The sequence below is a fragment of the Nostoc sp. DedQUE07 genome (assembly GCF_034530975.2).
Lineage (GTDB): Bacteria > Cyanobacteriota > Cyanobacteriia > Cyanobacteriales > Nostocaceae > Nostoc.
Genome location: NZ_JAVRCC020000046.1, coordinates 31,715 through 55,628 on the forward strand (window position 1 = coordinate 31,715; position 23,914 = coordinate 55,628).

Below are 23,914 nucleotides of genomic sequence, written 5' to 3' on the forward strand. Positions count from 1 at the left end.
TTTATTACATAAAAATCTGATGACTTAAAATACTCATCATCTAATGCAGATTAACAGTTGACAGATATTATTAATAATTACAGAGTTGTAACTGCGATAAATTAAACAGATTGAGTTGGTTCAACATCAAGACTTAAAAATAAGATGCAGTGTTTATTTGTAGTATTTTGCATTTATAAAAAATGTGTTACATATATAACAGACATAGCTATTAAAAATAATCTTGAGAGTATTTAATATATTGTTAATGATTAATTCTTTTTTAATGAAAGTAAATTAGATAAAAAATATCTTACTATTAAAAAATAAATATTGATAAACAGGTGAAACTTTGCAAGCAATATCACCTACATCATGCATGGGAAACAATACAAAAATACCTAGCCGATGACTAACGTACTATGGCTACAAGGTGGTGCTTGTTCAGGCAACACCATGTCATTTCTCAACGCTGAAGAACCGACAGTCTGCGATTTAATTGCCGACTTTGGTATCAATATACTTTGGCATCCTTCCTTGGGGCTGGAACTAGGCAATGATTTGCAAACACTACTACGAAATTGTATTTCTGGCAAAATTCCTTTAGATATCTTGGTATTTGAAGGCAGTGTTGTTAACGCCCCTAACGGTACTGGCGAATGGAATCGGTTTGCCGATCGCGCCATGAAAGATTGGTTATTAGACCTCGCCAAAGTTGCTCAATTTATCGTCGCTGTGGGAGACTGTGCAACCTGGGGAGGAATTCCTGCTATGTCACCCAACCCCAGCGAATCGGAAGGTTTGCAATTTCTCAAACGTCAAGAAGGTGGCTTTTTAGGGAAAGATTTCATATCACAAGCAGGATTACCTGTAATTAATATACCTGGATGTCCCGCCCATCCCGACTGGATTACGCAGATATTAGTTGCGATCGCTACTGGACGCATAGCAGACATTGCTTTCGACGAACTAAATCGTCCCCAAACCTTCTTCAACACCTATACCCAAACAGGTTGTACCCGCAACGTCCACTTTGCCTACAAAGCATCAACCGCCGAATTTGGTCAACGTAAAGGATGCCTATTTTATGACTTGGGTTGTCGCGGCCCCATGACTCATTCTTCCTGTAACCGCATCCTATGGAACCGCGTTTCATCTAAAACCCGCGCTGGAATGCCTTGTTTAGGTTGCACCGAACCAGAATTTCCCTTCTTTGACCTCAAACCAGGAACCGTATTTAAAACCCAAACAGTAATGGGAGTTCCCAAAGAATTACCGCCAGGGGTGAACAAAAAAGAATACGCCTTACTGACAATGGTCGCCAAAGATGCAGCACCACCTTGGGCAGAAGAAGACTTTTTTACAGTTTAGTCATTAGTCATTTGTCATTAGTCCTTTGTCATTAGTCATTAGTCATTAGTCCTTTGTGATTTGACTAATGGCTATAACCTTTCACACTTCTCTATACCTCTCAACGAGAAATCAAGGGTTTCGACTATTTTGCAGTGAGGCGAGTGAATAATTACCAATCACAAATAACAAAGGACAAAGGGCAAATGACAAATGACAAATGACAAATAACAAATGACAAAGGACAAATGACAAATGACAATTCAATCATTAGACATTTCGCCCGTCGGTAGAGTTGAAGGCGATTTAGATGTCCGAGTTGATATTGAACATGGACGGGTAGTCAACGCCTGGACACACGCCGAACTTTTCCGAGGATTTGAAGTTATCCTTCGCGGTAAAGATCCCCAAGCCGGATTAATTGTTACACCTCGCATTTGCGGAATTTGCGGCGGTTCTCACCTGACTAGTGCATCTTGGGCATTAGATACAGCTTGGGAAACAGAAGTTCCCCGCAATGCAATTTTGGCGAGAAATCTCGGTCAAATTGTCGAGACTATTCAAAGCATTCCCCGCTATTTTTATGGTTTGTTTGCTATTGATTTAACCAATAAAAAATACCGCCATAGTCGCTTTTATGAGGAAGCTGTTAAACGTTTTGCCGCTTTCACAGGCAAATCTTACGAACTAGGTATAACAATTTCCGCTAAACCCGTAGAAATTTATGCACTGTTGGGCGGACAATGGCCCCATTCCAGCTACATGGTTCCCGGTGGCGTGATGTGCGCCCCCACTTTAACAGATATTACCCGCGCTTGGGCGCTTCTCGAATATTTCCGCACCAATTGGTTAGAACCAGTTTGGTTGGGTTGTTCTTTAGAACGCTACGAACAAATCCAAAGCTATGATGATTTTAGAGATTGGTTAGATGAAAACCGCAATCATCGAGATTCCGACTTAGGTTTTTATTGGCGCATGGGTTTAGACATTGGTTTAGATAGATATGGCGCTGGTGTTGGTAAATATGTCACTTGGGGATATTTAGCCCATGAAGATAAATACCAAAAGCCGACTATCGAGGGACGAAACGCGGCAACGATCATGAAAAGTGGAGTGTACGACAGCTTCACACACACTCACACCTTAATGGATCAGTCATTCACCCGCGAGAATACAACTCACTCTTGGTACGATGAAGGGACAGAGGATATTCACCCTAGCGATCGCAACACTAAACCCACTGCAATCAATACAAAAGACTTCGATAACGCCTACTCTTGGTCGAGTGCAGTTCTTCACAAAGACTTCGGACGTTTAGAAACTGGCCCCTTAGCGCGTCAATTAGTAGCTGGTGGTAAACATGGCGAATCTTGGCAACACTACGACCCTTTCATCCTTGATGTCTTCAAACGGATGGGTGGTGCTAGTATTCATGTGCGTCAGCTAGCACGACTTCACGAAATTGTCAAGTTATATCGTCAAGCTGAACATTGTTTGCGCGAATTCAAATTAAACGACCCCTGGTATATCAAACCCACAGAAAAAGATGGACGCGGTTGGGGTGCAACGGAAGCAGCACGCGGTTCTTTGTCTCACTGGGTAGAAATAGAAGGCGGTAAAATTAAGAATTACCAAGTGATTGCCCCAGGTACTTGGAATATCGGCCCTCGTGATGGTGAAGGTATTCGCGGCCCCATTGAAGAAGCGTTAATTGGCACACCCATTTACGATTCTAGCGATCCGGTGGAAGTTGGTCATGTGGCGCGATCGTTTGATTCATGTTTGGTGTGTACAGTCCACGCCCATGATGCTAAGACTGGTGAAGAGTTGGCGCGTTTTCGGACTGCTTAATTTAGTTGTCAGGTGCGTTAGTCGTAGGCTAACGCACCAAAATTTCTGTAGTTAGCCTGGTTTAGAAAGTTCAGACTCATACTGTTCTATCACTCCCAATAGTTTTCCCAGTCATCTTGGAAGGCTTGCTGTAGCTTTTTCATATAGGCGTTAGTTTTGATTTTTACCATCCACAAATCAGCAGGATTGCTACCACCTTTGCAGACTACACCCTCGGCTAGGCCATACTTCCCAGCGCGGACATCTTCTACAAATTGTCCGGTGAGTTTGCCACGATAGACAACGCGGGCGATCGCTAAATTACTAAAATCTTGTACAAACTGTTCGGGGGGAATCATCCCGCGATTAGTTTCTACATCAAAGAGAATCAGTTGTTTCGATTCTTCGGGTTTGTGCATCCCCGCGAAGGAATTCGCCCCGAAAAATTCAGTGAAGACGGTGATTTCTGGGCTATTGTAAGCGGGGTTTTCTCGAAACAGTTTGTCTAGGGGGGTGGCGAAAAGCTTTTGAAACAGGTTAGAAGCCTCTTCTAGCCCTGGATGGGCGGCGTTGAACTCAGCAATACCCCTCTCATCCAAATCAAAGCGATCGCGCCGAGTCCCAAACCCATACCACCCTAGTTCGACTTCCCAAACCCAATGCAGATTCGTACCGTCGTATTTATCAAAAGCAATACAGCGACTGGAGGGGTAGTTTTTGCTACCGAGAATTTTAGGATATGCTAGCTGAATGCGAGGCATGATGTTAAGAATAAAAAACTATTTTCCCAGCCTAGCTTGGGCTAAACGCTAACTGTCTCTTCCCGTTGCGTAATTATAGGCAATGGCTGATAAACGCGCAAACATGGCTCAGATTCAGGATTAATCATTTACACAATCAGCTGATTCAACAGTCGTAGCGTAACATACTAAAACTTCCATAAACAGTGAGTTAGGCTTGCATTAATGCATTTGCATAAAACAGCAATTTACACGGTAAGCTTGTGTCTGATTTAGCGCTACATAATTATCTTCCTCGCGTTCCCGATGCAGCATTGCAAGAATACATAGAATGGTGTGTTTTAGAGCAAGCTCAAGCCGCAGAATGTAACTTTACTCCTGATAGAAGTAAGTTAGATAATTTGCCACCAGAAGACTACGTTCCTAAACTTGTCGAGCAGTTCATGAAAGTTAAACCAGACCCAATTAAAGCTGGTTTGGTAGCAGCGATCGCTGGTAAGGAAGCTGACAAACACGCTTTATCTGGTTTAGCGATCGCTGCTGATTTTGTATCTCTTTATGTCAAGTATTTAATTCCTAAAGAGGGAAGTACTAAAGAACAGGCTGAAGAGATATTAACTCAAGCATCACAACATCAGTATGAGAAACTGACTGAAGTTGCGAAGAAACATGGTGTAGAGTTATAGTTGACTGCTGATAAATTCTTTTTCAGAGGCTTTGTCTGTCCCATCAGTCAAAGCCTCATATTTTGCAGATTATGGCAACAACTCGAAGTAATCACAGTGTCTCGGACGGACAAAACCAAAGTCACGCCGATCAAGTGTCAAGATCCGAGTGATGTTGTCTCTCTCTGCAAGTGCAATAATCGTTGCATCTGTAAAATCAAGCTGACTATCAGCATACTCTTCGAGAATTTCATTAACTCGCTCTAAATCTTCAAAGTGAATTGATTCTAGCCGAATATCGCTAGCAGCAAGTTCAATCAAAAAATGACGCATTACTTGATGTCCCAGTCTAGACGAAATTAGGTAACAAACTTCAGGAAGGACAGAAGTTGGCAAAATTAATTGTTCACTTAAAGTCTTTGCGACATTAAAAACACGAGAGTGATTACAATCGCTCTTGTCAGTAAGCGCAAATAAGAAACTTGTATCCAGGATTGCTGTCATGTACGCTCATCTGCTTTAAGACTCCAACCACGTACAGAATCAATCTCATTTTTTAATATATCTTCATCTTGTTCTGAGACATCAGTTTCCCCAGAAGCTCCTAATCCTGCAATAGACATTAGAAAAGAAGACCCATGATTGTTTACTTCTTTTTGCCTTGTCGATTTATATTGAAGATATTCAACAAAGCTTGCTAGCTCAATTAATTTTTCATCTGGGAGAGCATTAATTGCCTCAATTAATGTCTGTCTATTTGTAGTCAAAGTATCCATACGCTTGACAAAAGGAAAGAATTGCTTTGACTTATTGTACTTTATGCGATCGCTCTGGTAGCAGTTCAAGACATTGGCGTACAAAAAATGCTAACTATCATCGGTTGCGGCAATCTAAATCGCAGTGATGACGCAGTAGGCGTAATCATTGCCCAACGCTTACAAAAATATCTAGCTGAAAACCCTCATCCTCATGTGCGAGTTTATGACTGTGGCACCGCAGGGATGGAAGTAATGTTTCAAGCTAGAGGTAGTAAAGAATTAATAATTATTGATGCAAGTTCAACTGGTTCTGAACCTGGTGCTGTGTTTAAAGTTCCAGGAAAAGAACTGGAAGCAATGCCCGAACCTAGTTATAACTTGCATGATTTTCGTTGGGATAATGCTTTAGCCGCCGGACGGAAAATCTTTCAAAATGACTTTCCTGATGAGGTGACAATTTATTTAATTGAGGCGGCAAATCTTGGTTTGGGACTAGAGTTAAGTCCTGTTGTCAAACATTCTGCTGATTTAGTTTTTGAAGAGGTAGTTGCACTTATAAAGCAGAATATTAATTAATCCAAAATCCAAAATCTAAAATATAATCACGCCCAATCGCGATAAACAGAAAGTTCATCTACCCTCATTTCAAAAGGTACGCCTTGACTCTCTGGCGGACAAACACGGATTTTAGCACTGCTAACAATTCCATGTAGCAATGTCCCCATTGGTACGATTTTTTGCAAAATACGCCAATTAGTAACTTGATCGGGACATTCAATAACCAATGTTAGAGCATTGGCATGAGTTGTGACATACCACCGACAAGTAGATAGAAGATTTTGAATTGTGCGATCGCAAGCGTCATAAAAGTATCTGCTAATAGAATACTCTAGTTGTTGCCGCAGTATAATATCCGCAGATGTCGGTTGCATAGGATGCGAGTCATCACTATTAAAGTAATACATCTTTCTAGCCATATCTTTTTAGCTTCCTGCTTATATTCCAATCACCATTCCATAAAGTACATCTTCATTTGTTTCTAATAATTCTTGGGTTTCGTCATCATAATAAGCACCAATCCCACTACATTGAATACCCAAATAATTACTAGTTAAATAAAGTCTCTGTCCCAGAAAACCAGCTATTTGCATAGCAGTTTGATAATTTAAATAATCTGACACAAAAAATAAAGTTACAGCGCCATCTCTAGCAATAGCTTGATTAATACATAAGTAACCTGTCTTTTCACTAAAGTTACCCGCTTTAATCAAATACGTACCTTTATATAACCCAGGTGTCATTCTCTCTACTCGATGCACCACTGAGTAAATTTCTATCTCCTCATAGTTTTCTGTCGGTATTGACTGCTGAAGTTGTTGCACTACATATAAATAATCTTCTTGAGAAATAGCCTCTTTCCGGAAACGTCTAATAGAACGTCTATTCCAAACAGTTTGAGAAAATTTATCCTTATCAAAGTTAAATTGAGGATACTCTAATTTCTGCTGGCGACTCTTTTGTAGAGTAGTTGCTTGATAGGCATCTTCAATAAATTGATTAGGTTCAAAATAATCAGTACCAGAGACAAAAGGAACTTTCAGCCTTAAGCTTCTGATTTTATTGTCTTGTACTTCTCCTGACACCGCACAAGCAGTGATAAACTCTTTATTCTCAAATCCTAAATCTGAATTGAGGGCAAGTTTATCAAAGTCAAAAACTAGTTGTATATCTCGGTTGTGGAGAAAAGCTGAAGCAGCAACTGCACCTAAATGGTGTCCGCTATCTAAGAAGCAATATCTTATGCTCCTGTTTTGATATTTCCAGCTAGACCTATAATAAACACAACTAATTAAAAAGATGAATCCGTTGATACATTTACCCGGTATAATATAATTTTCTAACCCATCATCAATTAATTCATAGATGAGAGTTAGACAATTATTCTCAACTTCTAGATGGTATATACCATTTACTATTCCCTCAATGCCGCGAACCTGTACGTAAACTTCCGTAGGATACAGAGCGCCTGCTGATGGATTCACTCGCAGTTTTAATGGGCCATCTTTATATACTTTTTCTAGTGTTATTGCACTGGTTAGCGAGATAAAAGAGTGAACAGGATTATTGAGATTTAATTTCACTCTCCGATAAAACTTGGGATAAACTTTAAATGAAGATGGCTGTGTTGAAGCATCTACATAATTTGGATCGAGTTGTACCGATAAGTAAGAATGCTTGGTAGCGTCATGATAAGCTTTGCCCAATATCTGACTTGATGGCATTTTTAATTATCCTTAAGACTTCTACGTTGCTAGCAAAATCTATTGCTTTATAATCGTCTAAACTTTTTAAATATAAATTAGGATCGTGTTGTAAAAGTAAATTTAAAACTTCTGTTTTTCCGGCTAATGCTGCGTACATTAAAACAGTTGCACCGTTATCATTTTGGTTGTTAATGTCAATGTTATGAGCCAACAGTAAATTAATTAAATCGTAGTAATTACCAAAACAAGCAAACCACAAAGCATTGTTGCGATCGCTATTTCGAGCATTGATATCTGCACCAGCATCAATTAGTTCTTTGACGACTGTATAAACTCCTTCTCTTGTCGCTTTCATCAAAGCTGTATCGCCATTTTCAACCGGCTGATTTAAATCATTAAGATTGTAGCCTTTTGCTATTAACCATTGAGTTGTTACTTCACTCAAATTTTGACTATTGGTTCGATTCATAACTACTCCTAATTTAACTTTTTTACTAATATAAATTTGCTTCACAAATAGAATGGTGAGCATTGCTCACCATTTTTGCCAACATGCTATTTAAATCCTTTTAACTTACATATATGCTATCAATTTTATAAGTTTAAATTATGAATCATTTCTAAAGAACAGCGAACATTCTTCTTAAAAAAGCTGGAAAAATAATAGAAAAGCAGTAATTTTTACTGTTTTTTTTTATAAAATAGATTAATAGCAGATATAAGTGGATTTAGATCCCCGACTTCTTCAATAAGTCGAGGATCTGCACTTGAATAGTAAGTGCGTATATTTTTATATTTACTGGCAATGATAAGAATATAAAATGTTGTCTACATCTTCGATAGTAAGATTTTGTTTGTCAGCTAAAGTTTTTAGCATATTGGTAATATCTTTAAGCTGGGATAAATTAAAAGAAAGTCCTAATTCATTAGCTCGGTGATTAACCGCCTGTTTTCCAGCCAATTTATGATTGATTAAAATTGAGCGCGTTACACCAAAACTTCGGGGGTTAATAGCTTCATAAGTCTCAGAGTTATTAAGCATAGCCTTGGTATGAATGCCAGCTTTATGACTAAAAGCACTCTCACCAAAAACACAGTGGTTAAAAGGAATAGAAATTCCAACTTTTCTCGCAACTAATTCATGCAAGTAACCAAGTCGATCTAAGCGATATTTCGACTTAATCTGTTCTGGATTTGTGGCGTATAACCTAGCGATGAATCCAGCTAGCGAGGTAATACCATTACGCTCACCAATTCCCAGAACACAAGTGTCAATATGAGTTGCTCCCGCTTCCAGTGCTGTATAACTGTTAGCATTTGCACATTCTGTATCATTATGACCGTGAAACTCAATATCTAAATTGGTGAACTGGCGCAAAGTCTTCACTAATTCAAATACTTGCATTGGCGTAATAATTCCTACTGTATCGGCAATTCCTATACGTTTGACAATTCCTAATTTTTCAATCTCAGAATAAATTGTGATTAAATCTTTTATAGAAGTACGTGACGAATCTTCAGCCGAAAACCGTAACTCAATATCAGGTGCTTGCTGATGAATAAAAGTTAAAACTTCAGATGCTAAATCAATAATTTGATTAATATTTTTACCATGACTGAACTGACGCATCAAAGAAGAACTACCAATAGTTAAATTAATCCCGGCTACGCCTGTTGCTAAAGCAACTTTAGCATCTTCTAAGTGACAGCGAATGTGAGTTAATATTTTGGATGGCAAGCCTAACTGAGCCAATCGTTCACAGTCTCGTCTAGACTGAGGTGAAGCAATTGGTGACGTTAACTCTATATATTCCACTCCAAATTCAGCAAGGGCTTCAGCAATTTCGACTTTATCATCTGAAGAAAAATTGGCTTTGACAAATTGTTCGCCTTCACGGAGAGTACTTTCTACAATTGCAAATTCAGATAGCGACATTGAGCAATCCCTATACTAATTCTGACTAAGGATATTCACTTATTAGTTTTTATATTAGCAGATTTGTATAATTGAGAAATAATTGCTTTGGCTGATTCTTGAGGACTGACTATAGTATCAATTATAAGAGAGCGATCGCTCGTATCCATCGCCTCTAAAATCTGTTTCGTCAAAACCGAATCATAGTTCTGACTTTCTTCGATAAATATTTTTAGTTTTTCCCGCAATTCTAGACTTGTGACAACTTGTTTACTGACAAGTTCTAAGATTTGTTGTTCTTCTTTAGGAGTAAAATAAGCAGAAGCCTCTGGTACGCCCAAACTAGCAAAATTGCTCAGTACTTCTGGAATAATTTGCATACAATCGTCTAACTCTTGATTAGCAATTCGATCGAAAGAATCATGACGTTTTATAAGCCTTTCTAAACGTACAGTATTTGGTGCAGTCAACATTACAAATTTAGCATTTTTTAAAGCTTTAGCTGCATAGCGAATCTCATTTTCACCACGTAAACTATCGAAAACTAACATAGAGTTGACTTGTTGTGGATTAATATGTAGCGAAGCTAAGATGTGACCCATTCCACCAGGAAAGTATTCTCTATAAAGACGAGTATAAGTTAGGCGTTTAATCCGGCAATGGGGTTGTATGAGTTTCTCTTGCATTTTTAACATTGGCGCAATTATTACGCGTTCGGTTAAAACACGACGATTAGGTAAAAGTGTAAAATCCAAGCCTTCTTTAGCCAAAGCTTTTGCAATCGTGCTTTTTCCTACACCAGTCATACCTACTATGATTAGTAAAGGAAAACTCGTTATTGGCAACCAGTCTTTAGGAACAGGAAATCCTACACCTACACCTAGACTTAAGTGTTCAAAAAATAGATTTTGCCTTGTTGTATTAACTCGATCCTGCACAATATGAACCTCTTTTTAGCTTAGTTATTATAAAGATACAGTTATCATATAACCTCAGTACTTATACATAAAATTAGCTGTTTTAAATTTGATGTATATTATCATCAATAATTACTTTTTTTAAATTTTTTATCTTACTTTTTGGAGTAAATGACCGCCCCACCTATTCGTGTAATGCTCGTCAAGCAGAGATACTACCGTTAAGTAAATGAGGTGATTTCAAAATTATTAAGATATTTTAAAAAAAGCTATTTTTAAAATAAAAACTTGCTAACTTACTAAAGTATAAATAGTCAAAATTAGTGAATTAAAAACATGGAAATTAGCGCTCGTAATTCTCTGAAGGGTACTGTCAAAAAAGTTGTACATGGTTCAGTTAATACTGAGATAACTTTAGAACTAGCGCCAGGAGTAGAGCTAGTATCAATCATCACAAAATCATCAGCGGAAAAGCTATCACTTGCAGAAGGTAAGCAAGCCTATGCTGTGATTAAATCATCAGATGTGATCGTTGCTGTTGATTAAAAAATAGAGTTGGCTTCCTTTGTGAGCCACTCTATATTTTCATATAAAATTGCATTTATTTATACAATTAGAGTGCAATAACGTATTCAAGCGTAATTGCAGCAATCATATTAGATTTTTCAAATTGAAAATCACAGATACTCAACTTATTTAAAAAGCCAGGTGTTTGATATTTCAGAAATGATTAAATAAGACTATACATAAAGGTTAATTAATGGAATTATCAATAATGCGAACATAAATCGCTCGGACACTTTCTAAATTTAGGACAAAATCTATGTTATAAATATTGAGGATAAAAGAAAAAAGTTTTGTCAAAACCTGATATGAGTTCCTATTAATATTCCCATTAATACAAGTTTTTTCAAGATTATTCCATTTTGATTTTTATAAAAAGTTACGATTTCTAGCTCTTGCATTATAAATAATTCTAATAAATAGCCAATAACACTAAAGCGGGTAGATATTTAATTATAAATTAGGAATTTTGAAAGGAGGAAGGAAGTATATTTTCATCCTTCATCCTTCATTTGTTATTTGGTTGCAAAAGGCAGCAACCAAAGTAATAATTTAGACCAGATATGCTTCTTGATGTGTTTTAATTGTGCAATTAGAACGAGGATAAGTTACACAAAGTAGAGCGTATCCTTTAGAAACCTGATCGTCATCTAAAAAGTTTTGATCGTCTTGATTAACTTCACCTTCGACAACTTTACCAACACAGCTAGAGCAAGAGCCTGCATGACATGAAAAGGGCAACTCAATACCATTTTCTTCTGCTGCTTCTAAGATGGTGGTTTCTTCGTCAACTTCAATTGTGGTGTCGATGTCTTCTTTTTTGTTGATTAATCTAACTTGGTAGGAAGCCATTTTCAGATTCTCCTCAAACGTTATACAGTTGGTCTAATTTCCGAATTTTTTGAGCAACCTATCCTACTTTTTGCTTCCCTTCTTCTGACAGAGATGCTAAGTTTAGTTAGCTTTTTTATAGAGATAAGGGATGCAATGCGAACTAGAAGCTATCTCAAGGGCATTGAAACTCTGCGGAGTGCGTTTATGGGAAATCTCTACAATTGACTTAGCACTAACGAAATGATGTTAGCTGCAAGGTACACCAGTAGGCGTACAGTCGCCTGTTTTAAAAGACTTTCCACAACCGCAGGTATCAGTTGCATTAGGGTTGATGAATTTAAAACCGCTTTCCATCACTCCCTCAACAAAGTCAACGATAACTCCGTCTAATAAGGGCGCACTTTTGGCATCAACGTAAACCAGTACTTTGCCTTGCTGACTTACTAAATCATCTGGTTGAGGCTTGCTGGTGATATCGATCGCATATTCATAGCCACTGCAACCACCATCTTTTACCGAGATGCGGACACCTTTAGTTGCGCCATCGGCGTCGGGTGCGGAACCTTTAAGGAATGCCCGCAGATGAAATTCTGCTTTTTCTGATAAAATAACGGCCATCAGTTCTCCTGATTTGTAGCGATTAGTTGTTCTGATTTCAGGTGGGGTTGTCATTTGTCAGTTGTCCTTTGTCATTTGTCCTTTGTCCTTTGTCATTTGTCAGTTGTCCTTTGTTATTCACCAATGACTAATGACCAATGACTAATGACTAATGACTATTGACTGTGGGTTCCATCGAATTGGATTGCGCGTGTCTCCAAGGCGCACTATTGCCGCATACTGGACAAGAGCGATCGCGGTGAGAACGGCGTTTAGCAAATTCCATCCGATTTAAGTCGATTGTCAGCAATTGCGACAATAGAGGCTGACTAAACCCGGTGATCAGCTTGATAGCTTCCAACGCCGTTAAACAAGCTAGGGTTCCAGAAACAGCACCTAGAACTGAAAAGCCACGCTGATCCCAATCAGGCTTTTCTGGAAACAGACAAGATAAACAAGGAGTCACACCAGGAATAATCGTCGTCAGGTAAGCCTCCATCCCATTCATTGCGGCTTCCACCATTGGTTTACGCGATCGCACGCAGGCTTCATTTAACAAATTGCGCTCTGTAAAGTTGTGGGCGCAATCAAGAGCCATATCAGCAGATTGCACTAACGAATCTACATTTTCCGGGGTGATGTAATCATGAACAGCTTCCACTTGGACATCAGGATTAATTGCATCCAGAGTTTCTTTAGCTTTGAATACCCTTGGCTTACCTACCCAATCATCAGTCATAAGAACCTGACGATTCATATCATCTTGCCGCAAGTCACCACCCCGGACTAGGATTAGCCGCCCAACGCCCGCTACTGCTAAGTAAAGCGCCGCCGTACCGCCTAATCCCCCCACACCTGTAACCAAAACTGTCGCTGACTTCAGGCGCTTCTGTGCTGTTTCGCCAAAATTCGGAAGCATCATTTGGCGACGATAGCGTTCTAATTCGGTAGGCGTTAGGTTAACCAATTTATACCTCCTAATCAGAAGTGATTTCTGTCAGTGTGACTACATTTTTCGGCTTGTCGTTAAACACTTTGAACAGCTTTTGTTCGTGAGGTGTTGATTCGACAAATACCTGATAAGCCTTTTGCAAAGCCAAAGAATATTGATTTAGTCTCTCTTCTTGATTCAAGTCGGGAGAATTATCATCAATTTCCTGGATGTATTGAGAAAACTTTTTCAGAATATGTAGACGATTTACATTCACAACTTCTAAGTCGTAGGACATATTAAAGAATTGAAAAAATTCTTCTGCATCTACGAGTTTCTTGAATTCATCAATAGTTCCAGTCATTTCGCATTCTCCAATTGTTTCAGATGTTGCTTAAGTTCATCTAACTGACGATAGATTTCATAAGTTGCGGCGGCAACATCCATAAGTTGGTTGTAATCTGTTGGCAGACCTTCAGCTAAATCATGCAGATCCATTTTCATTTGACCTGCTTTACTGTTGAGCCGTCTGATTTGTCCTTGTAGTTCCTCAATTGTCATTTGTCCTTCGTCCTTTGTCCTTTGTCATTAGTCAGTTGTCCTTTGTAGTTTGTCAGTAGTTATTTACCAATGACTAATGACTAATGACCAATGACTAATTAAATTTTGCCAACTTCAGGAAAACGTTTCGCCAAATCAAGACCTTTTTTGACGTAGTTTTCTCCCTCTTCTGCTAATTTCTCTACTGAGTCAAAGCCAAAGCGATGAGCATCTCGCAAGGTTTTCACAGCTAACAAGAGACGACCAGAAAAAACTAGCGCCCAGCCAAATCCTTCATGGCTCAAATCAACTACAACCTGAGATATCAAACCTGTTTCTTGTTCAATTCCAGCCGCTACAGCCCGAAAAAATGCCATAATTCGTGCTTGCGTGATCGGATCGACTTCGCCCTCAACGGAGATTTCCCGTTTCTTTTGTTTGGTAACAATAAAGGGTTTGAGAATCAACTCATCCGACCAAGTACGATAAACTCCATAACTGTCTTGACCACGGATTTGTTTAATTAATACCTTCAGGAAAGGTGAGTTCAAGACTTCTGTTGTAGCAGTTCCGTTAACACTATTATTTGTGGTCATACTGTTGCTTCGTCTTCAATTTCATCAGCAAAGTTTGTGGTTTTTGGCTGTAAAGCTTTACGCAACCAAGGTGGAGGATTACCTTTGAGGGTTTTCACTAGCTTATTTAGCACTTCGCTAATTTCTTCTTCTTCCGATCGCGCCTTCACTGGGGTGACACCTTTCTTGATTAACCGAGCGGCGGCGCTACCACCAATTGCTGTTACGTAAATAATCGTACAGTCGCCTATTGACTCAAGTTTTGGGGTGATTTTGTCTTCGTTCCCATCTTCTTTGAGTTCGCCTTCAAAGGTAAGGGTTTCTACGAAGTGATATCCCTCATCGGTAATTTCGTAAACATCAATCATTTTTGCCCATCCGAAGTGGGCATTAATATGAACTCGGTCACTCGTCGTGAAGGCTATTTTCATTGTAATTCTCCTCAGTTTTGAATTTTGAAGCAATACGGTTCAGTTAGTGATATTTAGCTTTGGAAGATCCCCCTTAAAAAGCTATGGTGTATACACAAGTCTGAAATAGCTGATTAGTGATTAACCAAGGTTTTATCCCACCCTAACCCTCCCCTTATAAAGGGGAGGGAACTAGATTTAATTTATTGTTTCCCCCCTTTATAAGGGGGGATTAAGGGGGGTAATTCGACTTGTGTATACACGCCTTAACGAGGGTTAGGGAGGATCAACTCTTAACTGAACTGTTTTGAATTTCAAGTGTGAATTCAAAACTCTGCGCTCACAGTTCCGAACTCTTGGAACTGTTTAACTCTCGCTTCTTCTGCCTCTAAAAACAGGTTGCCGATGCCAAATAAAAGCTCCATCGTGCCTCGATAGCCAACTTTGGTAAATTGACCATTACCTAAGCGGTCATAAATGGGCAATCCTAAACGATAAAGAGGGATTGAGAGCCGTTTTGCGATCGCACCCACATTCGAGTTACCAATCAGCAAATCAGAACCGCCTGCTAAACTCTCGAAGTCTTCTAAGTCGCCGATGGTGATACTTTTAACCGGGAGTTTTTCTAAGAGGTGCGATCGCGTGGTTGTCACCACTGCATGAATTTGCGCTCCCATCGATTGCAGGAAATGCACTGTTGACCACAACAAATCTGGTTCCAGTGCTAAGGAAACTCGTTTTGCACCGAAGTAAAAATGAGTGTCCAGCATCGCATCTTGCAACTGACGACGTTGGCGGCGGTATTTTTCGGGTACGCTGTTACCGCTCAGAATCGCCAATGCTTGGATAAATTCATCTACTGGTTCTAATCCTGTTAGTTCGCCAAACACCTCATAAGGTGTGCCAAAGCGTTCTTCGAGAATCTTGGCAGCCCCCCGCATACTTTCACCCAATGCCAGGGTAAAAGCAGAACTACCTACTTCTCGTAGCTGTTTTAAGGTAGTGCCACTGACTGTAACCGCACTATAAGCATCCTCTAAATGTCCATCTAGAGAAGCGCCAAGGTCAGGTACAAAAATCGGCACTAGTCCAAAGGATGTAACTATCTCTTTGATTTCTTGTACATCCCCAGGTGTGAAAGCAGAACCCGCCAAAACCGTGACTTGTTCAGTTCTGAGTCCACCCGCGCGAGGAATTTCCTTAACTATGCTTTCCACAGCGACAGCAAAACCATCTTGCAACGCACCTTTAAAATCTGGGGTAGGTGCAAAAACGATCGCTAAATCATTCAATTCGGGATGGCGATCGCGGATTTCTTTAAGAAATCCTTCAATGTCATCGCCTCTAGTTTCCGTTAACCCAGTACTACATAAACCAATAATTTCTGGGTTAGCTTTTTCTACCAGAGTGAGAATTGCTTGCTCCACATTCTCTTCACCACCCAAAATAGTAGTGACTTCCGTCATCGCCGTGGTAGCTAAAGGAATCGCTTCCCGGAAATGCCGCACTAAGACAACTTTGGCGAAAGCAGTACAACCTTGGGAACCGTGGAATAAGGGCATTGTTCCTTTCAATCCCAAAAAGGCTAAGGTTGCACCCAAAGCTTGACTTTGCTTGAGGGGATTAACTGTCAGTGCTTTGTTAGAAGCGGTAACGATCGCCATTTAAACTTCCTCCTCGTCCCAAGGAGCGGGTTTGCGTATTTGTTCCCAAATCGGGCTATACAAAGCTTCGTACAGTTCCCGCGCCATCTCAATCATTCCCACATAACCTGCATAAGGATGGTGGCGTTCTTGGTTGATATCAAGGAAAGGAATTCGAGCTTTCAAAGCTGTATATTGGTTACGTCCACCTGCAATCAGCATATCTGCTTTGGTGTTTTTAACCAGTTGTAGCAATTCTTGAGCGTTGCCTTTCTCCAGCATAATGCCATCGTTGCCAATCAACTTCTTGATTTTGGCTTTATCTTCTTCAGTACTTTTCCGAGTACTGGTAGCAACAACTTCAATCCCTAAGTCTCTAGCAGCCGAAATAATCGACCAACTCTTGACACCACCTGTATACAACACAACCCGCTTACCTTTGAGTCGAGCGCGATAAGGAGCCAGTGCCAAATCTAAAGCAGCCGTTTCATCTGCAATTAGCTTTTCTGTCCGCTCTTGTAAATCAGCATCGCCTAATTTAGCGGCAATGTTTCGCAGACAGCGATTCATATCATCGATGCCGTAGAAAGACTCTTCAATGTAGGGGATGTTGTAACGCTCCTCCATCTTTCTCGCCATATTGAGCAGCGCTCGCGAGCAGATCATGACGTTGAGCTTGGCGCGGTGGGCGTAGCGAATTTCATTGTAGCGAGCATCGCCCGTAATTTTAGACAGAATACGAATGCCTAATTTTTCTAACAGTGGTGTTACTCCCCACATTTCCCCGGCGATGTTGTATTCACCGATTAAGTTAATATCATAGGGCGTTGTATGTTCCGGTTCTGCTGTTCCGACAACATATTCTAATAAAGATTCACCACCAAAACGGTTGCCGAGATTTTTACTGCCAATAAATCCTGGTGCAATGACTGGAACAACAGGAATACCAATTTTCTCAGCCGCCGCTTTGCAGACAGCATCCATGTCATCGCCAATTAAGGCTGTAACGCAAGTGGCATAGACAAATACTGCTGCTGGTTGGTAGCGCTCGTGAAGTTCCAGAATCGCTTTGTAGAGCTTCTTTTCGCCACCGAAGATGACATCATTTTCACCCAAGTCAGTGGTAAAGCCCATTTTGTAGAGTTGCGGGCCAGACGACAGACTACCACGACTGCCCCAGGAATTACCAGCACAGGCGATCGGCCCGTGGACTAAATGAGCAGCATCTGCGATCGGCACTAGAGCAATCATTGCACCATCAAAGGCACAGCCCCCTTGAGCCGCGCCAGGTTGTGCCTGTTGAGCGCATGACTTGTTTTTCTTTTCTGCTTGTTTGTGCTGATTATGCTCGCATCCTGTCTCAGTCAGCAGCTCGTTGATTTTGCCTTGGGTGCTTTTCATCTCTCTTCTCTTAATTGTTAATTGTCCTTTGTCATTTGTCATTTGAATTGACTATTGTACAGACGCGATTAATCGCGTCTCTAGCAATGACTAATGACCAATGACTAATGACTAATGATCAATGACCAATGACTAACAAATGTATCTTGTGACATCCTCTCCACATACATCGGTCAGGTAAGATAGAGCGCGGAAACGCAATCCTACAAATTCGTCATATAAAGGATTGAGTTTACATAGTGGTGGGATATCAATACACTTCCCAAATAATTTAATTTGTCGCTCAAAGGGACAACAACAAGGAATTGTTTGGCAAATTAGATGAGCGATGCGATTATTTTTAACCTGAATTCCATCCACTACACCACGCAACGGATTAAGAAGATTGTTGAACCATCCTGGTTTTTTCTGGTTAGGTGGATGGTAATTAGGATGAGGATGAGTGTGAGTATGTTCGTGAGTGTGATTGATGGTTTCCATCTATAGATACCTTGGGTAAATGCTAGCAAGAAAAGGGGGGAATAATTCATAATTACGAATTACGAATTACGAATTACGAATTACGAATTACGAATTACGAATTACGAATTATTCCCCGCCCTTAATTAACACGTTGTGTTTCTACGCAATTTCTAACGAATCAAGTCGTAGGAAATATCTGTCTTAGAAGGAATGTTGGTGTTGCGATCGATTTCTTCAAACAGAGTGTTTACAGTCCAGTTGAGGAGGTTGATTATACCTTGATAACCAATGGTGGCGTAGCGGTGTAAGTGGTGGCGATCCATGATGGGGTAGCCGATTCTCACGAGGGGAATCTTGGTGTCGCGCCACAGGTACTTACCGTAGGTGTTACCAACCAGGAAGTCTACTGGTTCGGTGAACAACAATGAACGCATGTGCCACAAGTCCTTACCAGGCCAGAGGGTTGCATTCTTACCGAAGGGGCTAGAAGCAAGCAGTTCTCTCATTTCTGCTTCAAATATTTCGTTGCTGTTGTGAACCAAGATATGCACAGGTTCAGCACCCATTTCTAGCATAAAGCCAACTACGCTGTATACTAAATCTGGTTCGCCGTAGATAGCGAAGCGCTTGCCGTGAATCCATGAGTGGGAGTCAGTCATGGCATCAACTGCACGACCGCGTTCGATTTCCAATTCTTGAGGAATTGGGATACCACTCAATTCGCTGAGTTTCATCAAGAACTCATCAGTACCCTTAATGCCCCAAGGACGGGAAACTGAGGTTGGTTGCTTCCACTCTTTTTCGATGTACTCGCGGGTTTTGAGAGTAGAGTGTGATTGCAGAGCAATTGTAGCTTTCGCATTGATTGAATCTTCTGCATCTTCTAGCTTTGTACCACCTGGGTACATATCGAATTCACCTGTGTTGGGTGAATCCAAGTAGTCGCTGTTGTCGGCTAGAATTGTGTAGTCAAAGCCGAACAGCGAAGCAATCCGCTTGATTTCGCGGTTGTTGCCTACGTAGGTGTCAAAACCTGGGATGAAGTTGATTTTACCATTGCTGGTTTCTTTCTTATGACCTGCGGTCAAGTTAGAAAGAATTCCCTTCATCATGTTGTCGTAACCAGTGATGTGGGAACCGACAAAGCTAGGAGTGTGAGCGTAAGGTACTGGGAAATCTTGAGGAACTGAACCAGCTTCCTTAGCGTTGTTGATGAAAGACTGCAAGTCATCACCAATTACTTCTGCCATACAGGTGGTGCAGACAGCGATCATCTTAGGCTTGTACAGTTGGTAAGAGTTCGCCAAGCCGTCAATCATGTTTTGCAGACCACCAAACACGGCTGCATCTTCAGTCATTGAAGAAGATACACCAGAGAATGGCTCTTTGTAGTGACGGGTTAAGTGGGTGCGGAAGTAAGCAACGCAACCTTGAGAACCTTGAACGAAAGGTAGAGTACCTTCAAAACCAACAGCAGCAAAAATTGCTCCTAGTGGTTGGCAACCTTTAGCAGGGTTAACGGTTAAAGCTTCACGAGCGAAGTTCTTTTCACGATAATCCCAACCTTTTGTCCACTCTGCAACCCGTGTTACTTCTTCGGCTTCGTGACCGTTTTCAAACTGCTTTTTGTTTTCAAATAGCTGTTGATACTCAGGTTGGTGGAATAACTCGACGTGATCTTGAATTTTTTCTGGATTCTGAGGCATTTCTGGATCTCCAAGGTTACTGAATTCTTTACTGATTGAGGAATGAAGATTTAAGGCGGGAGTGGGAATATGATTCAAAATTCAAAATGCAAAAATCAAAACGAATTTTTAATCTTTCAATTTTGAATTTTGTATTCCCAACTCCCCCCTGGGGCTAAAACCCCAGGTTATCCTTACTTATCTCACTCTCCCATTTCCCTAAACGGCAGCCTTAGCCTTAGCTTCAGCCTTCTTAGCCTGAGCTTTTTCATTCCAAGGAGCGCCAATTAATGACCAGGTTGGGCTGTTGAGTGCCAAGTCCATATCACGAGCGAAGATGGCAAAGCCGTCATAACCGTGATAAGGGCCGGAGTAATCCTTTTTTTGGTTTAATTTTTTTCAACTGTCTAATGTTTGCAATAAACAGTGTCTGTTCTAAACATTGTTCGTTGATAACACATTTATTTTTAGGCTAAATATAGGCTAAAAAGACAGCATAATTATTAGGTTCAGAACTTATATCATGTCCGCTTGCTTATTAAACCCGAAGAACCCCACCCCGCCAAAGCTGTGCTTTGTCTCCCCTCCCCGCAGGCGGGGAGGGGTTGGGGGTGGGGTGCAATGACTGCGGGAATAGTAACTAATTATGCAGACATGATATCACGCATCATTTAAATGTTGTCCTGAACCAAGGTGATTAAAAAATCGCCCGTTTTTTTGCTCATCTCTGCAAGCACAGCAGCAAAAAGAACACATGAGAACGAAAGTACTATTGGAATTAGAGAAAGTTAATCTGCGTTTGAAGTCTGCAAAGGCAAAGGTGACAATTAGAGAATCGAATGGAAGTCTGCAATTACGGGCGACGTTACCAATTAAGCCGGGAGACAAAGATAGCAACGGTACTGGGAGAAAGCAATATAATCTCAGCTTGAATATTCCCTCTAACTTGGATGGACTCAAGACGGCTGAGGAAGAAGCTTATGAATTAGGGAAGTTAATCGCTCGTAAAACTTTTGAGTGGAATGATAAATACTTAGGTAATGAGGCAATTAAAAAAGAATTTAAAACTATAGGCGAATTACTCGAACAATTTGAAGAAGAGTATTTTAAAACTCACAAACGTACAACTAAAAGTGAACATACTTTTTTTTATTACTTTTCTCGTACCAAGAGATTTACCAATCCTCAAGATTTGGCAACTGCGGAAAATCTGATCAGTTCAATTGAACAAATCGATAAAGAATGGGCTAAGTATAATGCAGCTAGAGCTATATCGGCATTTTGTGTGACATTCAATATCGAAATTGATTTATCTAAATATTCCAAAATGCCTGAGAATAATTCCCGAAATATACCTACAGATGCGGAAATATCTGAGGGAATTATCAAGTTTGAAGCTTATCAAAATAACAGAGGTAATCAAGTTAATCAAAACGTTCAAAATAGTTGGCAACTTTGGCGCTGGGCGTATGGAATGTTAGCAGTTTTTGGTTTACGTCCACGGGAACTTTTTATTAACCCTGATATTGATTGGTGGTTGAGTCAGGAAAATACAGATTTGACATGGAAAGTTGATAAAGATTGTAAGACTGGTGAGAGAGAAGCATTACCACTATATAGACAATGGATTAAGGATTTTGATTTGAGAAATCCGAGGTATTTGGAGATGTTAAAGGGTGCGATCGCAAAAAAAGATAACACTAATCATGCTGAGATAACGGCATTAACACAGCGAGTTAGTTGGTGGTTCCGCAAAATAGGATTAGATTTTAAACCTTATGATTTACGTCACGCTTGGGCAATCCGGGCGCATATTTTGGGAATCCCAATTAAAGCGGCGGCGGATAATTTGGGGCATAGTGTGCAAGTTCACACGCAAACTTATCAACGTTGGTTTTCGCTAGATATGAGGAAGTTGGCGATTAATCAGGCGTTGAGTAAGAGGAATGAAGTTGAGTTGATTAGGGAGGAGAATGCAAAGTTGAAGATGGAGAATGATAAGTTGAGATTGGAGGTTGAAAAGTTGAAAATGTAAATGGTTTATAAACAAAGTTAAATTTACTGATAAATCATACCAAATTTAGAGAATTTGCTATGATTTATAGGTGAAAATCATCCAAATAAACCCATTAAGATATTTATGTCGGCTACTGACATTGGAACACTGATTGTTAGGTCACCCGAAACTCTAGGGGGTCGCCCTCGCATTGCTGATACTAGAGTTTCTGTTCAACGCATCACAGCTTGGTACAAACTTGGGCTGAATGCAGAAGAAATTGCTGAACGCATGGGAAATGTAAATCTTGTCCAAGTTTATGCGGCTTTAACTTATTATCACGTTAATCGAGAGGAAATTGAGGCGTACATCTCTGCTGAAAAAGCAGACTACAAGCGGTTAGCTACAGAAATGGGCTAAGTAATATGAGATCAATTCAATTATTTGTGTAAGGATGTTAGCAATAAAATGCTAGAAAAAGTAATACTTCATAATTTTAAAAGTCATAAATATACAGAACTTAGTTTTGATAGTTCTAGATTACATGCACTCGTGGGAAAAAACAGCGCTGGTAAAACAACCGTACTACAAGCGTTACATAATCTCAGTAGGCTTGCTGCTTCACCATTTAAAAGTATTTTTCAGTATGAAAGATCACCTGAATTCATTACAACAATTGGAAAAAAAGATATTTCTGTTACTGCAAGTGGTTTTTGGAGATTTACCACTCGGCAGAATTGGGAAGCTTCCTATAGTTGGAAGCAGCAAAATAATGATTATTGGCATCCCATAGCATCATGGAACATAAATGGAAATCCAGGAGAATTAGAAGGATGGTCAAGTTCTTTAAGTGAATCTCCATCTCCAATTTCTCAATCTCTGAAATATGCTGTTTACCTGAAACTAGTTGCAAGTAATCTTGCTAAAGCAGCTTACAGTGAAGAGATTAGGCCGAGAGTTGAGTTTGACGGTTCTGGATTAGCACCCACTTTAGATTTTTTGCGTAATGAGGCTCCAGACAAATTTGAATTAATAGAGGGAATGTTGAGTCGGATTGTACCAAATGTTCGCAAAATTGGTATAAAGCGAGCAAAGGTTCCAGTTATTCGCAAACGTTTAATCGAAGTTGATGGTAAGTCTATTTCCTATGAAGAAAGTCAGGAAATGACAGGGCAAGAAGTGATATTAGATATGAATACTGGTAATCGGATTCCAGCCCATGCAATTAGCGAAGGGACAATGCTAACATTAGGTTTGCTAACTGTGTTGATGAACCCTACTCAACCTAATTTAGTTTTTTTAGATGATGTGGAACAGGGACTTCATCCAAAGGCACAACGTGAGTTAATGACTGTTTTTAAGGAAATCATTCAATACAATACAAATTTGCAAATTATTTTTTCTACTCACTCTCCTTATATTATTGATGAGCTTGTTCCTTCTCAAGTACATATATTAAATAACAGTAATTCTGGATTCACAATCTCCAAACGTTTGGATGAACATCCTGATGTGGAATGGGCAAAACAAACTTTGACAACTGGTGAGTTTTGGGATGCTGAGGGTGAAGAGTGGGTTGTTGCAGGAGAAGTCAGTGATTGAGTTCATTGTAATAGTAGAAAGTGGTGCAGATGCAAGAACAGCTACTAAATTAGCCGAGCGCATTTTGATGGAGCAAATCGATTGGTTAGAACCTGAACTAATAAAAGATATATTTAACTGGAGTGGCTTACAGGTAGGAACAGAACATTCCTGCTGGAGCGACGTTACAAAAATCATTGATGATGCAAAAGACCAACTAAGATGAACCTATCCCACTAATACCAAAATGTGATAATCTACTTTCTGAATAAGAGGG

The 23,914-nt window shown here is 40.0% G+C and carries 27 protein-coding genes and 1 pseudogene; 9 read left to right on the forward strand and 19 right to left on the reverse strand.

The window, feature by feature from the left end:
• Nucleotides 1-387 precede the first annotated feature (387 nt).
• Complete coding sequence (locus tag RMZ95_RS26170) at nucleotides 388-1,350, forward strand: hydrogenase small subunit (protein WP_322683931.1); 963 nt, start codon at nucleotides 388-390, stop codon at nucleotides 1,348-1,350.
• A gap of 234 nt (nucleotides 1,351-1,584) precedes the next feature.
• Nucleotides 1,585-3,180 carry a nickel-dependent hydrogenase large subunit gene (locus RMZ95_RS26175; RefSeq protein WP_322683930.1) on the forward strand — a complete coding sequence of 532 codons (1,596 nt, stop codon included), beginning with the start codon at nucleotides 1,585-1,587 and terminating at the stop codon, nucleotides 3,178-3,180.
• 89 nt (nucleotides 3,181-3,269) lie between these two features.
• Here the strand turns inward: RMZ95_RS26175 and RMZ95_RS26180 are convergent, their stop codons facing one another.
• A complete protein-coding gene (locus RMZ95_RS26180) occupies nucleotides 3,270-3,920 on the reverse strand; it encodes an RNA ligase family protein (protein ID WP_322683929.1) in 651 nt (216 codons plus the stop codon).
• Nucleotides 3,921-4,162: 242 nt separating this feature from the next.
• On the opposite strand from RMZ95_RS26180, the gene RMZ95_RS26185 reads away from it, so the two are divergent.
• Nucleotides 4,163-4,585, forward strand: coding sequence for a hypothetical protein (locus tag RMZ95_RS26185; protein ID WP_322667916.1), 423 nt, complete (start codon nucleotides 4,163-4,165; stop codon nucleotides 4,583-4,585).
• A 69-nt stretch (nucleotides 4,586-4,654) separates the two neighbouring features.
• Here RMZ95_RS26185 and RMZ95_RS26190 read toward each other — a convergent pair whose 3' ends face one another.
• Nucleotides 4,655-5,068 (reverse strand): type II toxin-antitoxin system VapC family toxin, encoded by a 414-nt coding sequence (locus tag RMZ95_RS26190; RefSeq protein WP_322683928.1) that lies wholly within the window; start codon nucleotides 5,066-5,068, stop codon nucleotides 4,655-4,657.
• The gene (locus RMZ95_RS26195; protein WP_322683927.1) at nucleotides 5,065-5,340 is read right to left on the reverse strand and encodes a DUF2281 domain-containing protein; all 276 of its coding nucleotides are present in this window, start codon (nucleotides 5,338-5,340) and stop codon (nucleotides 5,065-5,067) included. The genes RMZ95_RS26190 and RMZ95_RS26195 overlap by 4 nt, the downstream gene beginning before the upstream one ends.
• Before the next feature lie 87 nt (nucleotides 5,341-5,427).
• On the opposite strand from RMZ95_RS26195, the gene RMZ95_RS26200 reads away from it, so the two are divergent.
• Nucleotides 5,428-5,898, forward strand: a complete 471-nt coding sequence (locus RMZ95_RS26200) for a hydrogenase maturation protease (RefSeq protein WP_322683926.1) — start codon at nucleotides 5,428-5,430, stop codon at nucleotides 5,896-5,898.
• 26 nt (nucleotides 5,899-5,924) lie between these two features.
• Here RMZ95_RS26200 and RMZ95_RS26205 read toward each other — a convergent pair whose 3' ends face one another.
• The 5 genes from RMZ95_RS26205 to RMZ95_RS26225 all read right to left on the reverse strand — a co-directional run bounded on the left by RMZ95_RS26205 (nucleotide 5,925) and on the right by RMZ95_RS26225 (nucleotide 10,439).
• Nucleotides 5,925-6,299, reverse strand: a complete 375-nt coding sequence (locus tag RMZ95_RS26205) for a hypothetical protein (RefSeq protein ID WP_322683925.1) — start codon at nucleotides 6,297-6,299, stop codon at nucleotides 5,925-5,927.
• Nucleotides 6,300-6,317: 18 nt separating this feature from the next.
• The gene (locus RMZ95_RS26210; RefSeq protein ID WP_322683924.1) at nucleotides 6,318-7,604 is read right to left on the reverse strand and encodes a SagB/ThcOx family dehydrogenase; all 1,287 of its coding nucleotides are present in this window, start codon (nucleotides 7,602-7,604) and stop codon (nucleotides 6,318-6,320) included.
• Complete coding sequence (locus RMZ95_RS26215; RefSeq protein ID WP_322683923.1) at nucleotides 7,567-8,055, reverse strand: ankyrin repeat domain-containing protein; 489 nt, start codon at nucleotides 8,053-8,055, stop codon at nucleotides 7,567-7,569. The genes RMZ95_RS26210 and RMZ95_RS26215 overlap by 38 nt, the downstream gene beginning before the upstream one ends.
• 327 nt (nucleotides 8,056-8,382) lie before the next feature.
• A complete protein-coding gene (gene lysS, locus RMZ95_RS26220; RefSeq protein WP_322683922.1) occupies nucleotides 8,383-9,522 on the reverse strand; it encodes a homocitrate synthase in 1,140 nt (379 codons plus the stop codon).
• Between the two features lie 35 nt (nucleotides 9,523-9,557).
• The gene (locus RMZ95_RS26225) at nucleotides 9,558-10,439 is read right to left on the reverse strand and encodes an AAA family ATPase (protein WP_322683921.1); all 882 of its coding nucleotides are present in this window, start codon (nucleotides 10,437-10,439) and stop codon (nucleotides 9,558-9,560) included.
• Between the two features lie 315 nt (nucleotides 10,440-10,754).
• Here RMZ95_RS26225 and RMZ95_RS26230 point away from each other — a divergent pair, with 315 nt between their 5' ends.
• Nucleotides 10,755-10,964 (forward strand): molybdopterin-binding protein, encoded by a 210-nt coding sequence (locus RMZ95_RS26230; RefSeq protein WP_322667910.1) that lies wholly within the window; start codon nucleotides 10,755-10,757, stop codon nucleotides 10,962-10,964.
• Nucleotides 10,965-11,534: 570 nt separating this feature from the next.
• On the opposite strand, the gene RMZ95_RS26235 is transcribed toward RMZ95_RS26230, so the two are convergent.
• The 11 genes from RMZ95_RS26235 to nifK all read right to left on the reverse strand — a co-directional run bounded on the left by RMZ95_RS26235 (nucleotide 11,535) and on the right by nifK (nucleotide 20,081).
• Nucleotides 11,535-11,834 carry a 2Fe-2S iron-sulfur cluster-binding protein gene (locus RMZ95_RS26235; RefSeq protein WP_069069799.1) on the reverse strand — a complete coding sequence of 100 codons (300 nt, stop codon included), beginning with the start codon at nucleotides 11,832-11,834 and terminating at the stop codon, nucleotides 11,535-11,537.
• 228 nt (nucleotides 11,835-12,062) lie between these two features.
• Nucleotides 12,063-12,434, reverse strand: a complete 372-nt coding sequence (locus RMZ95_RS26240) for a HesB/IscA family protein (protein ID WP_229455309.1) — start codon at nucleotides 12,432-12,434, stop codon at nucleotides 12,063-12,065.
• A gap of 148 nt (nucleotides 12,435-12,582) precedes the next feature.
• Complete coding sequence (locus RMZ95_RS26245; protein ID WP_322683920.1) at nucleotides 12,583-13,380, reverse strand: HesA/MoeB/ThiF family protein; 798 nt, start codon at nucleotides 13,378-13,380, stop codon at nucleotides 12,583-12,585.
• Between the two features lie 10 nt (nucleotides 13,381-13,390).
• Nucleotides 13,391-13,708 (reverse strand): nitrogenase-stabilizing/protective protein NifW, encoded by a 318-nt coding sequence (gene nifW, locus RMZ95_RS26250; protein ID WP_322674579.1) that lies wholly within the window; start codon nucleotides 13,706-13,708, stop codon nucleotides 13,391-13,393.
• Nucleotides 13,705-13,905 (reverse strand): CCE_0567 family metalloprotein, encoded by a 201-nt coding sequence (locus RMZ95_RS26255; RefSeq protein ID WP_100900533.1) that lies wholly within the window; start codon nucleotides 13,903-13,905, stop codon nucleotides 13,705-13,707. Before RMZ95_RS26255 ends, nifW begins: the two co-directional genes overlap by 4 nt.
• Before the next feature lie 98 nt (nucleotides 13,906-14,003).
• Complete coding sequence (locus RMZ95_RS26260; protein WP_322674578.1) at nucleotides 14,004-14,480, reverse strand: NifX-associated nitrogen fixation protein; 477 nt, start codon at nucleotides 14,478-14,480, stop codon at nucleotides 14,004-14,006.
• The gene (gene nifX, locus RMZ95_RS26265; protein WP_069069804.1) at nucleotides 14,477-14,890 is read right to left on the reverse strand and encodes a nitrogen fixation protein NifX; all 414 of its coding nucleotides are present in this window, start codon (nucleotides 14,888-14,890) and stop codon (nucleotides 14,477-14,479) included. Before nifX ends, RMZ95_RS26260 begins: the two co-directional genes overlap by 4 nt.
• 305 nt (nucleotides 14,891-15,195) lie before the next feature.
• A complete protein-coding gene (nifN, locus tag RMZ95_RS26270) occupies nucleotides 15,196-16,533 on the reverse strand; it encodes a nitrogenase iron-molybdenum cofactor biosynthesis protein NifN (RefSeq protein WP_322683919.1) in 1,338 nt (445 codons plus the stop codon).
• On the reverse strand, nucleotides 16,534-17,913 hold the full coding sequence (gene nifE, locus RMZ95_RS26275; protein ID WP_322683918.1) for a nitrogenase iron-molybdenum cofactor biosynthesis protein NifE: 1,380 nt from the start codon (nucleotides 17,911-17,913) through the stop codon (nucleotides 16,534-16,536). It abuts the gene before it with no gap.
• Between the two features lie 132 nt (nucleotides 17,914-18,045).
• Nucleotides 18,046-18,393 carry a Mo-dependent nitrogenase C-terminal domain-containing protein gene (locus tag RMZ95_RS26280; protein WP_322683917.1) on the reverse strand — a complete coding sequence of 116 codons (348 nt, stop codon included), beginning with the start codon at nucleotides 18,391-18,393 and terminating at the stop codon, nucleotides 18,046-18,048.
• A gap of 152 nt (nucleotides 18,394-18,545) precedes the next feature.
• A complete protein-coding gene (gene nifK, locus RMZ95_RS26285) occupies nucleotides 18,546-20,081 on the reverse strand; it encodes a nitrogenase molybdenum-iron protein subunit beta (protein WP_322674575.1) in 1,536 nt (511 codons plus the stop codon).
• A 691-nt stretch (nucleotides 20,082-20,772) separates the two neighbouring features.
• Between nifK and RMZ95_RS26290 the strand changes: the two are divergent.
• From RMZ95_RS26290 to RMZ95_RS26305, 4 genes and pseudogenes are all read left to right on the forward strand, one after another.
• Nucleotides 20,773-22,095 (forward strand): annotated as a pseudogene (locus RMZ95_RS26290) (site-specific integrase); the annotation flags it as partial.
• Nucleotides 22,096-22,200: 105 nt separating this feature from the next.
• Complete coding sequence (locus tag RMZ95_RS26295; protein WP_322683916.1) at nucleotides 22,201-22,476, forward strand: DUF433 domain-containing protein; 276 nt, start codon at nucleotides 22,201-22,203, stop codon at nucleotides 22,474-22,476.
• A gap of 48 nt (nucleotides 22,477-22,524) precedes the next feature.
• A complete protein-coding gene (locus RMZ95_RS26300) occupies nucleotides 22,525-23,658 on the forward strand; it encodes an ATP-binding protein (RefSeq protein WP_322683915.1) in 1,134 nt (377 codons plus the stop codon).
• Complete coding sequence (locus RMZ95_RS26305) at nucleotides 23,651-23,863, forward strand: hypothetical protein (protein ID WP_322683914.1); 213 nt, start codon at nucleotides 23,651-23,653, stop codon at nucleotides 23,861-23,863. Before RMZ95_RS26300 ends, RMZ95_RS26305 begins: the two co-directional genes overlap by 8 nt.
• Nucleotides 23,864-23,914 lie beyond the last annotated feature (51 nt).

What these genes read in the sequence shown, in the direction of transcription:
- RMZ95_RS26260 (WP_322674578.1), bottom strand. Translation starts at nt 14,480, where the DNA reads ATGACCACAAATAATAGTGTTAACGGAACTGCTACAACAGAAGTCTTG.
- RMZ95_RS26255 (WP_100900533.1), bottom strand. Translation starts at nt 13,905, where the DNA reads ATGACAATTGAGGAACTACAAGGACAAATCAGACGGCTCAACAGTAAA.
- RMZ95_RS26195 (WP_322683927.1), bottom strand. Translation starts at nt 5,340, where the DNA reads ATGGATACTTTGACTACAAATAGACAGACATTAATTGAGGCAATTAAT.
- RMZ95_RS26210 (WP_322683924.1), bottom strand. Translation starts at nt 7,604, where the DNA reads ATGCCATCAAGTCAGATATTGGGCAAAGCTTATCATGACGCTACCAAG.
- nifW (WP_322674579.1), bottom strand. Translation starts at nt 13,708, where the DNA reads ATGACTGGAACTATTGATGAATTCAAGAAACTCGTAGATGCAGAAGAA.
- RMZ95_RS26175 (WP_322683930.1), top strand. Translation starts at nt 1,585, where the DNA reads ATGACAATTCAATCATTAGACATTTCGCCCGTCGGTAGAGTTGAAGGC.
- RMZ95_RS26280 (WP_322683917.1), bottom strand. Translation starts at nt 18,393, where the DNA reads ATGGAAACCATCAATCACACTCACGAACATACTCACACTCATCCTCAT.
- RMZ95_RS26200 (WP_322683926.1), top strand. Translation starts at nt 5,428, where the DNA reads ATGCTAACTATCATCGGTTGCGGCAATCTAAATCGCAGTGATGACGCA.
- RMZ95_RS26295 (WP_322683916.1), top strand. Translation starts at nt 22,201, where the DNA reads ATGTCGGCTACTGACATTGGAACACTGATTGTTAGGTCACCCGAAACT.
- RMZ95_RS26190 (WP_322683928.1), bottom strand. Translation starts at nt 5,068, where the DNA reads ATGACAGCAATCCTGGATACAAGTTTCTTATTTGCGCTTACTGACAAG.
- RMZ95_RS26230 (WP_322667910.1), top strand. Translation starts at nt 10,755, where the DNA reads ATGGAAATTAGCGCTCGTAATTCTCTGAAGGGTACTGTCAAAAAAGTT.
- RMZ95_RS26235 (WP_069069799.1), bottom strand. Translation starts at nt 11,834, where the DNA reads ATGGCTTCCTACCAAGTTAGATTAATCAACAAAAAAGAAGACATCGAC.
- RMZ95_RS26180 (WP_322683929.1), bottom strand. Translation starts at nt 3,920, where the DNA reads ATGCCTCGCATTCAGCTAGCATATCCTAAAATTCTCGGTAGCAAAAAC.
- RMZ95_RS26215 (WP_322683923.1), bottom strand. Translation starts at nt 8,055, where the DNA reads ATGAATCGAACCAATAGTCAAAATTTGAGTGAAGTAACAACTCAATGG.
- RMZ95_RS26205 (WP_322683925.1), bottom strand. Translation starts at nt 6,299, where the DNA reads ATGGCTAGAAAGATGTATTACTTTAATAGTGATGACTCGCATCCTATG.
- nifN (WP_322683919.1), bottom strand. Translation starts at nt 16,533, where the DNA reads ATGGCGATCGTTACCGCTTCTAACAAAGCACTGACAGTTAATCCCCTC.
- RMZ95_RS26300 (WP_322683915.1), top strand. Translation starts at nt 22,525, where the DNA reads ATGCTAGAAAAAGTAATACTTCATAATTTTAAAAGTCATAAATATACA.
- nifE (WP_322683918.1), bottom strand. Translation starts at nt 17,913, where the DNA reads ATGAAAAGCACCCAAGGCAAAATCAACGAGCTGCTGACTGAGACAGGA.
- nifX (WP_069069804.1), bottom strand. Translation starts at nt 14,890, where the DNA reads ATGAAAATAGCCTTCACGACGAGTGACCGAGTTCATATTAATGCCCAC.
- RMZ95_RS26240 (WP_229455309.1), bottom strand. Translation starts at nt 12,434, where the DNA reads ATGGCCGTTATTTTATCAGAAAAAGCAGAATTTCATCTGCGGGCATTC.
- RMZ95_RS26170 (WP_322683931.1), top strand. Translation starts at nt 388, where the DNA reads ATGACTAACGTACTATGGCTACAAGGTGGTGCTTGTTCAGGCAACACC.
- lysS (WP_322683922.1), bottom strand. Translation starts at nt 9,522, where the DNA reads ATGTCGCTATCTGAATTTGCAATTGTAGAAAGTACTCTCCGTGAAGGC.
- nifK (WP_322674575.1), bottom strand. Translation starts at nt 20,081, where the DNA reads ATGCCTCAGAATCCAGAAAAAATTCAAGATCACGTCGAGTTATTCCAC.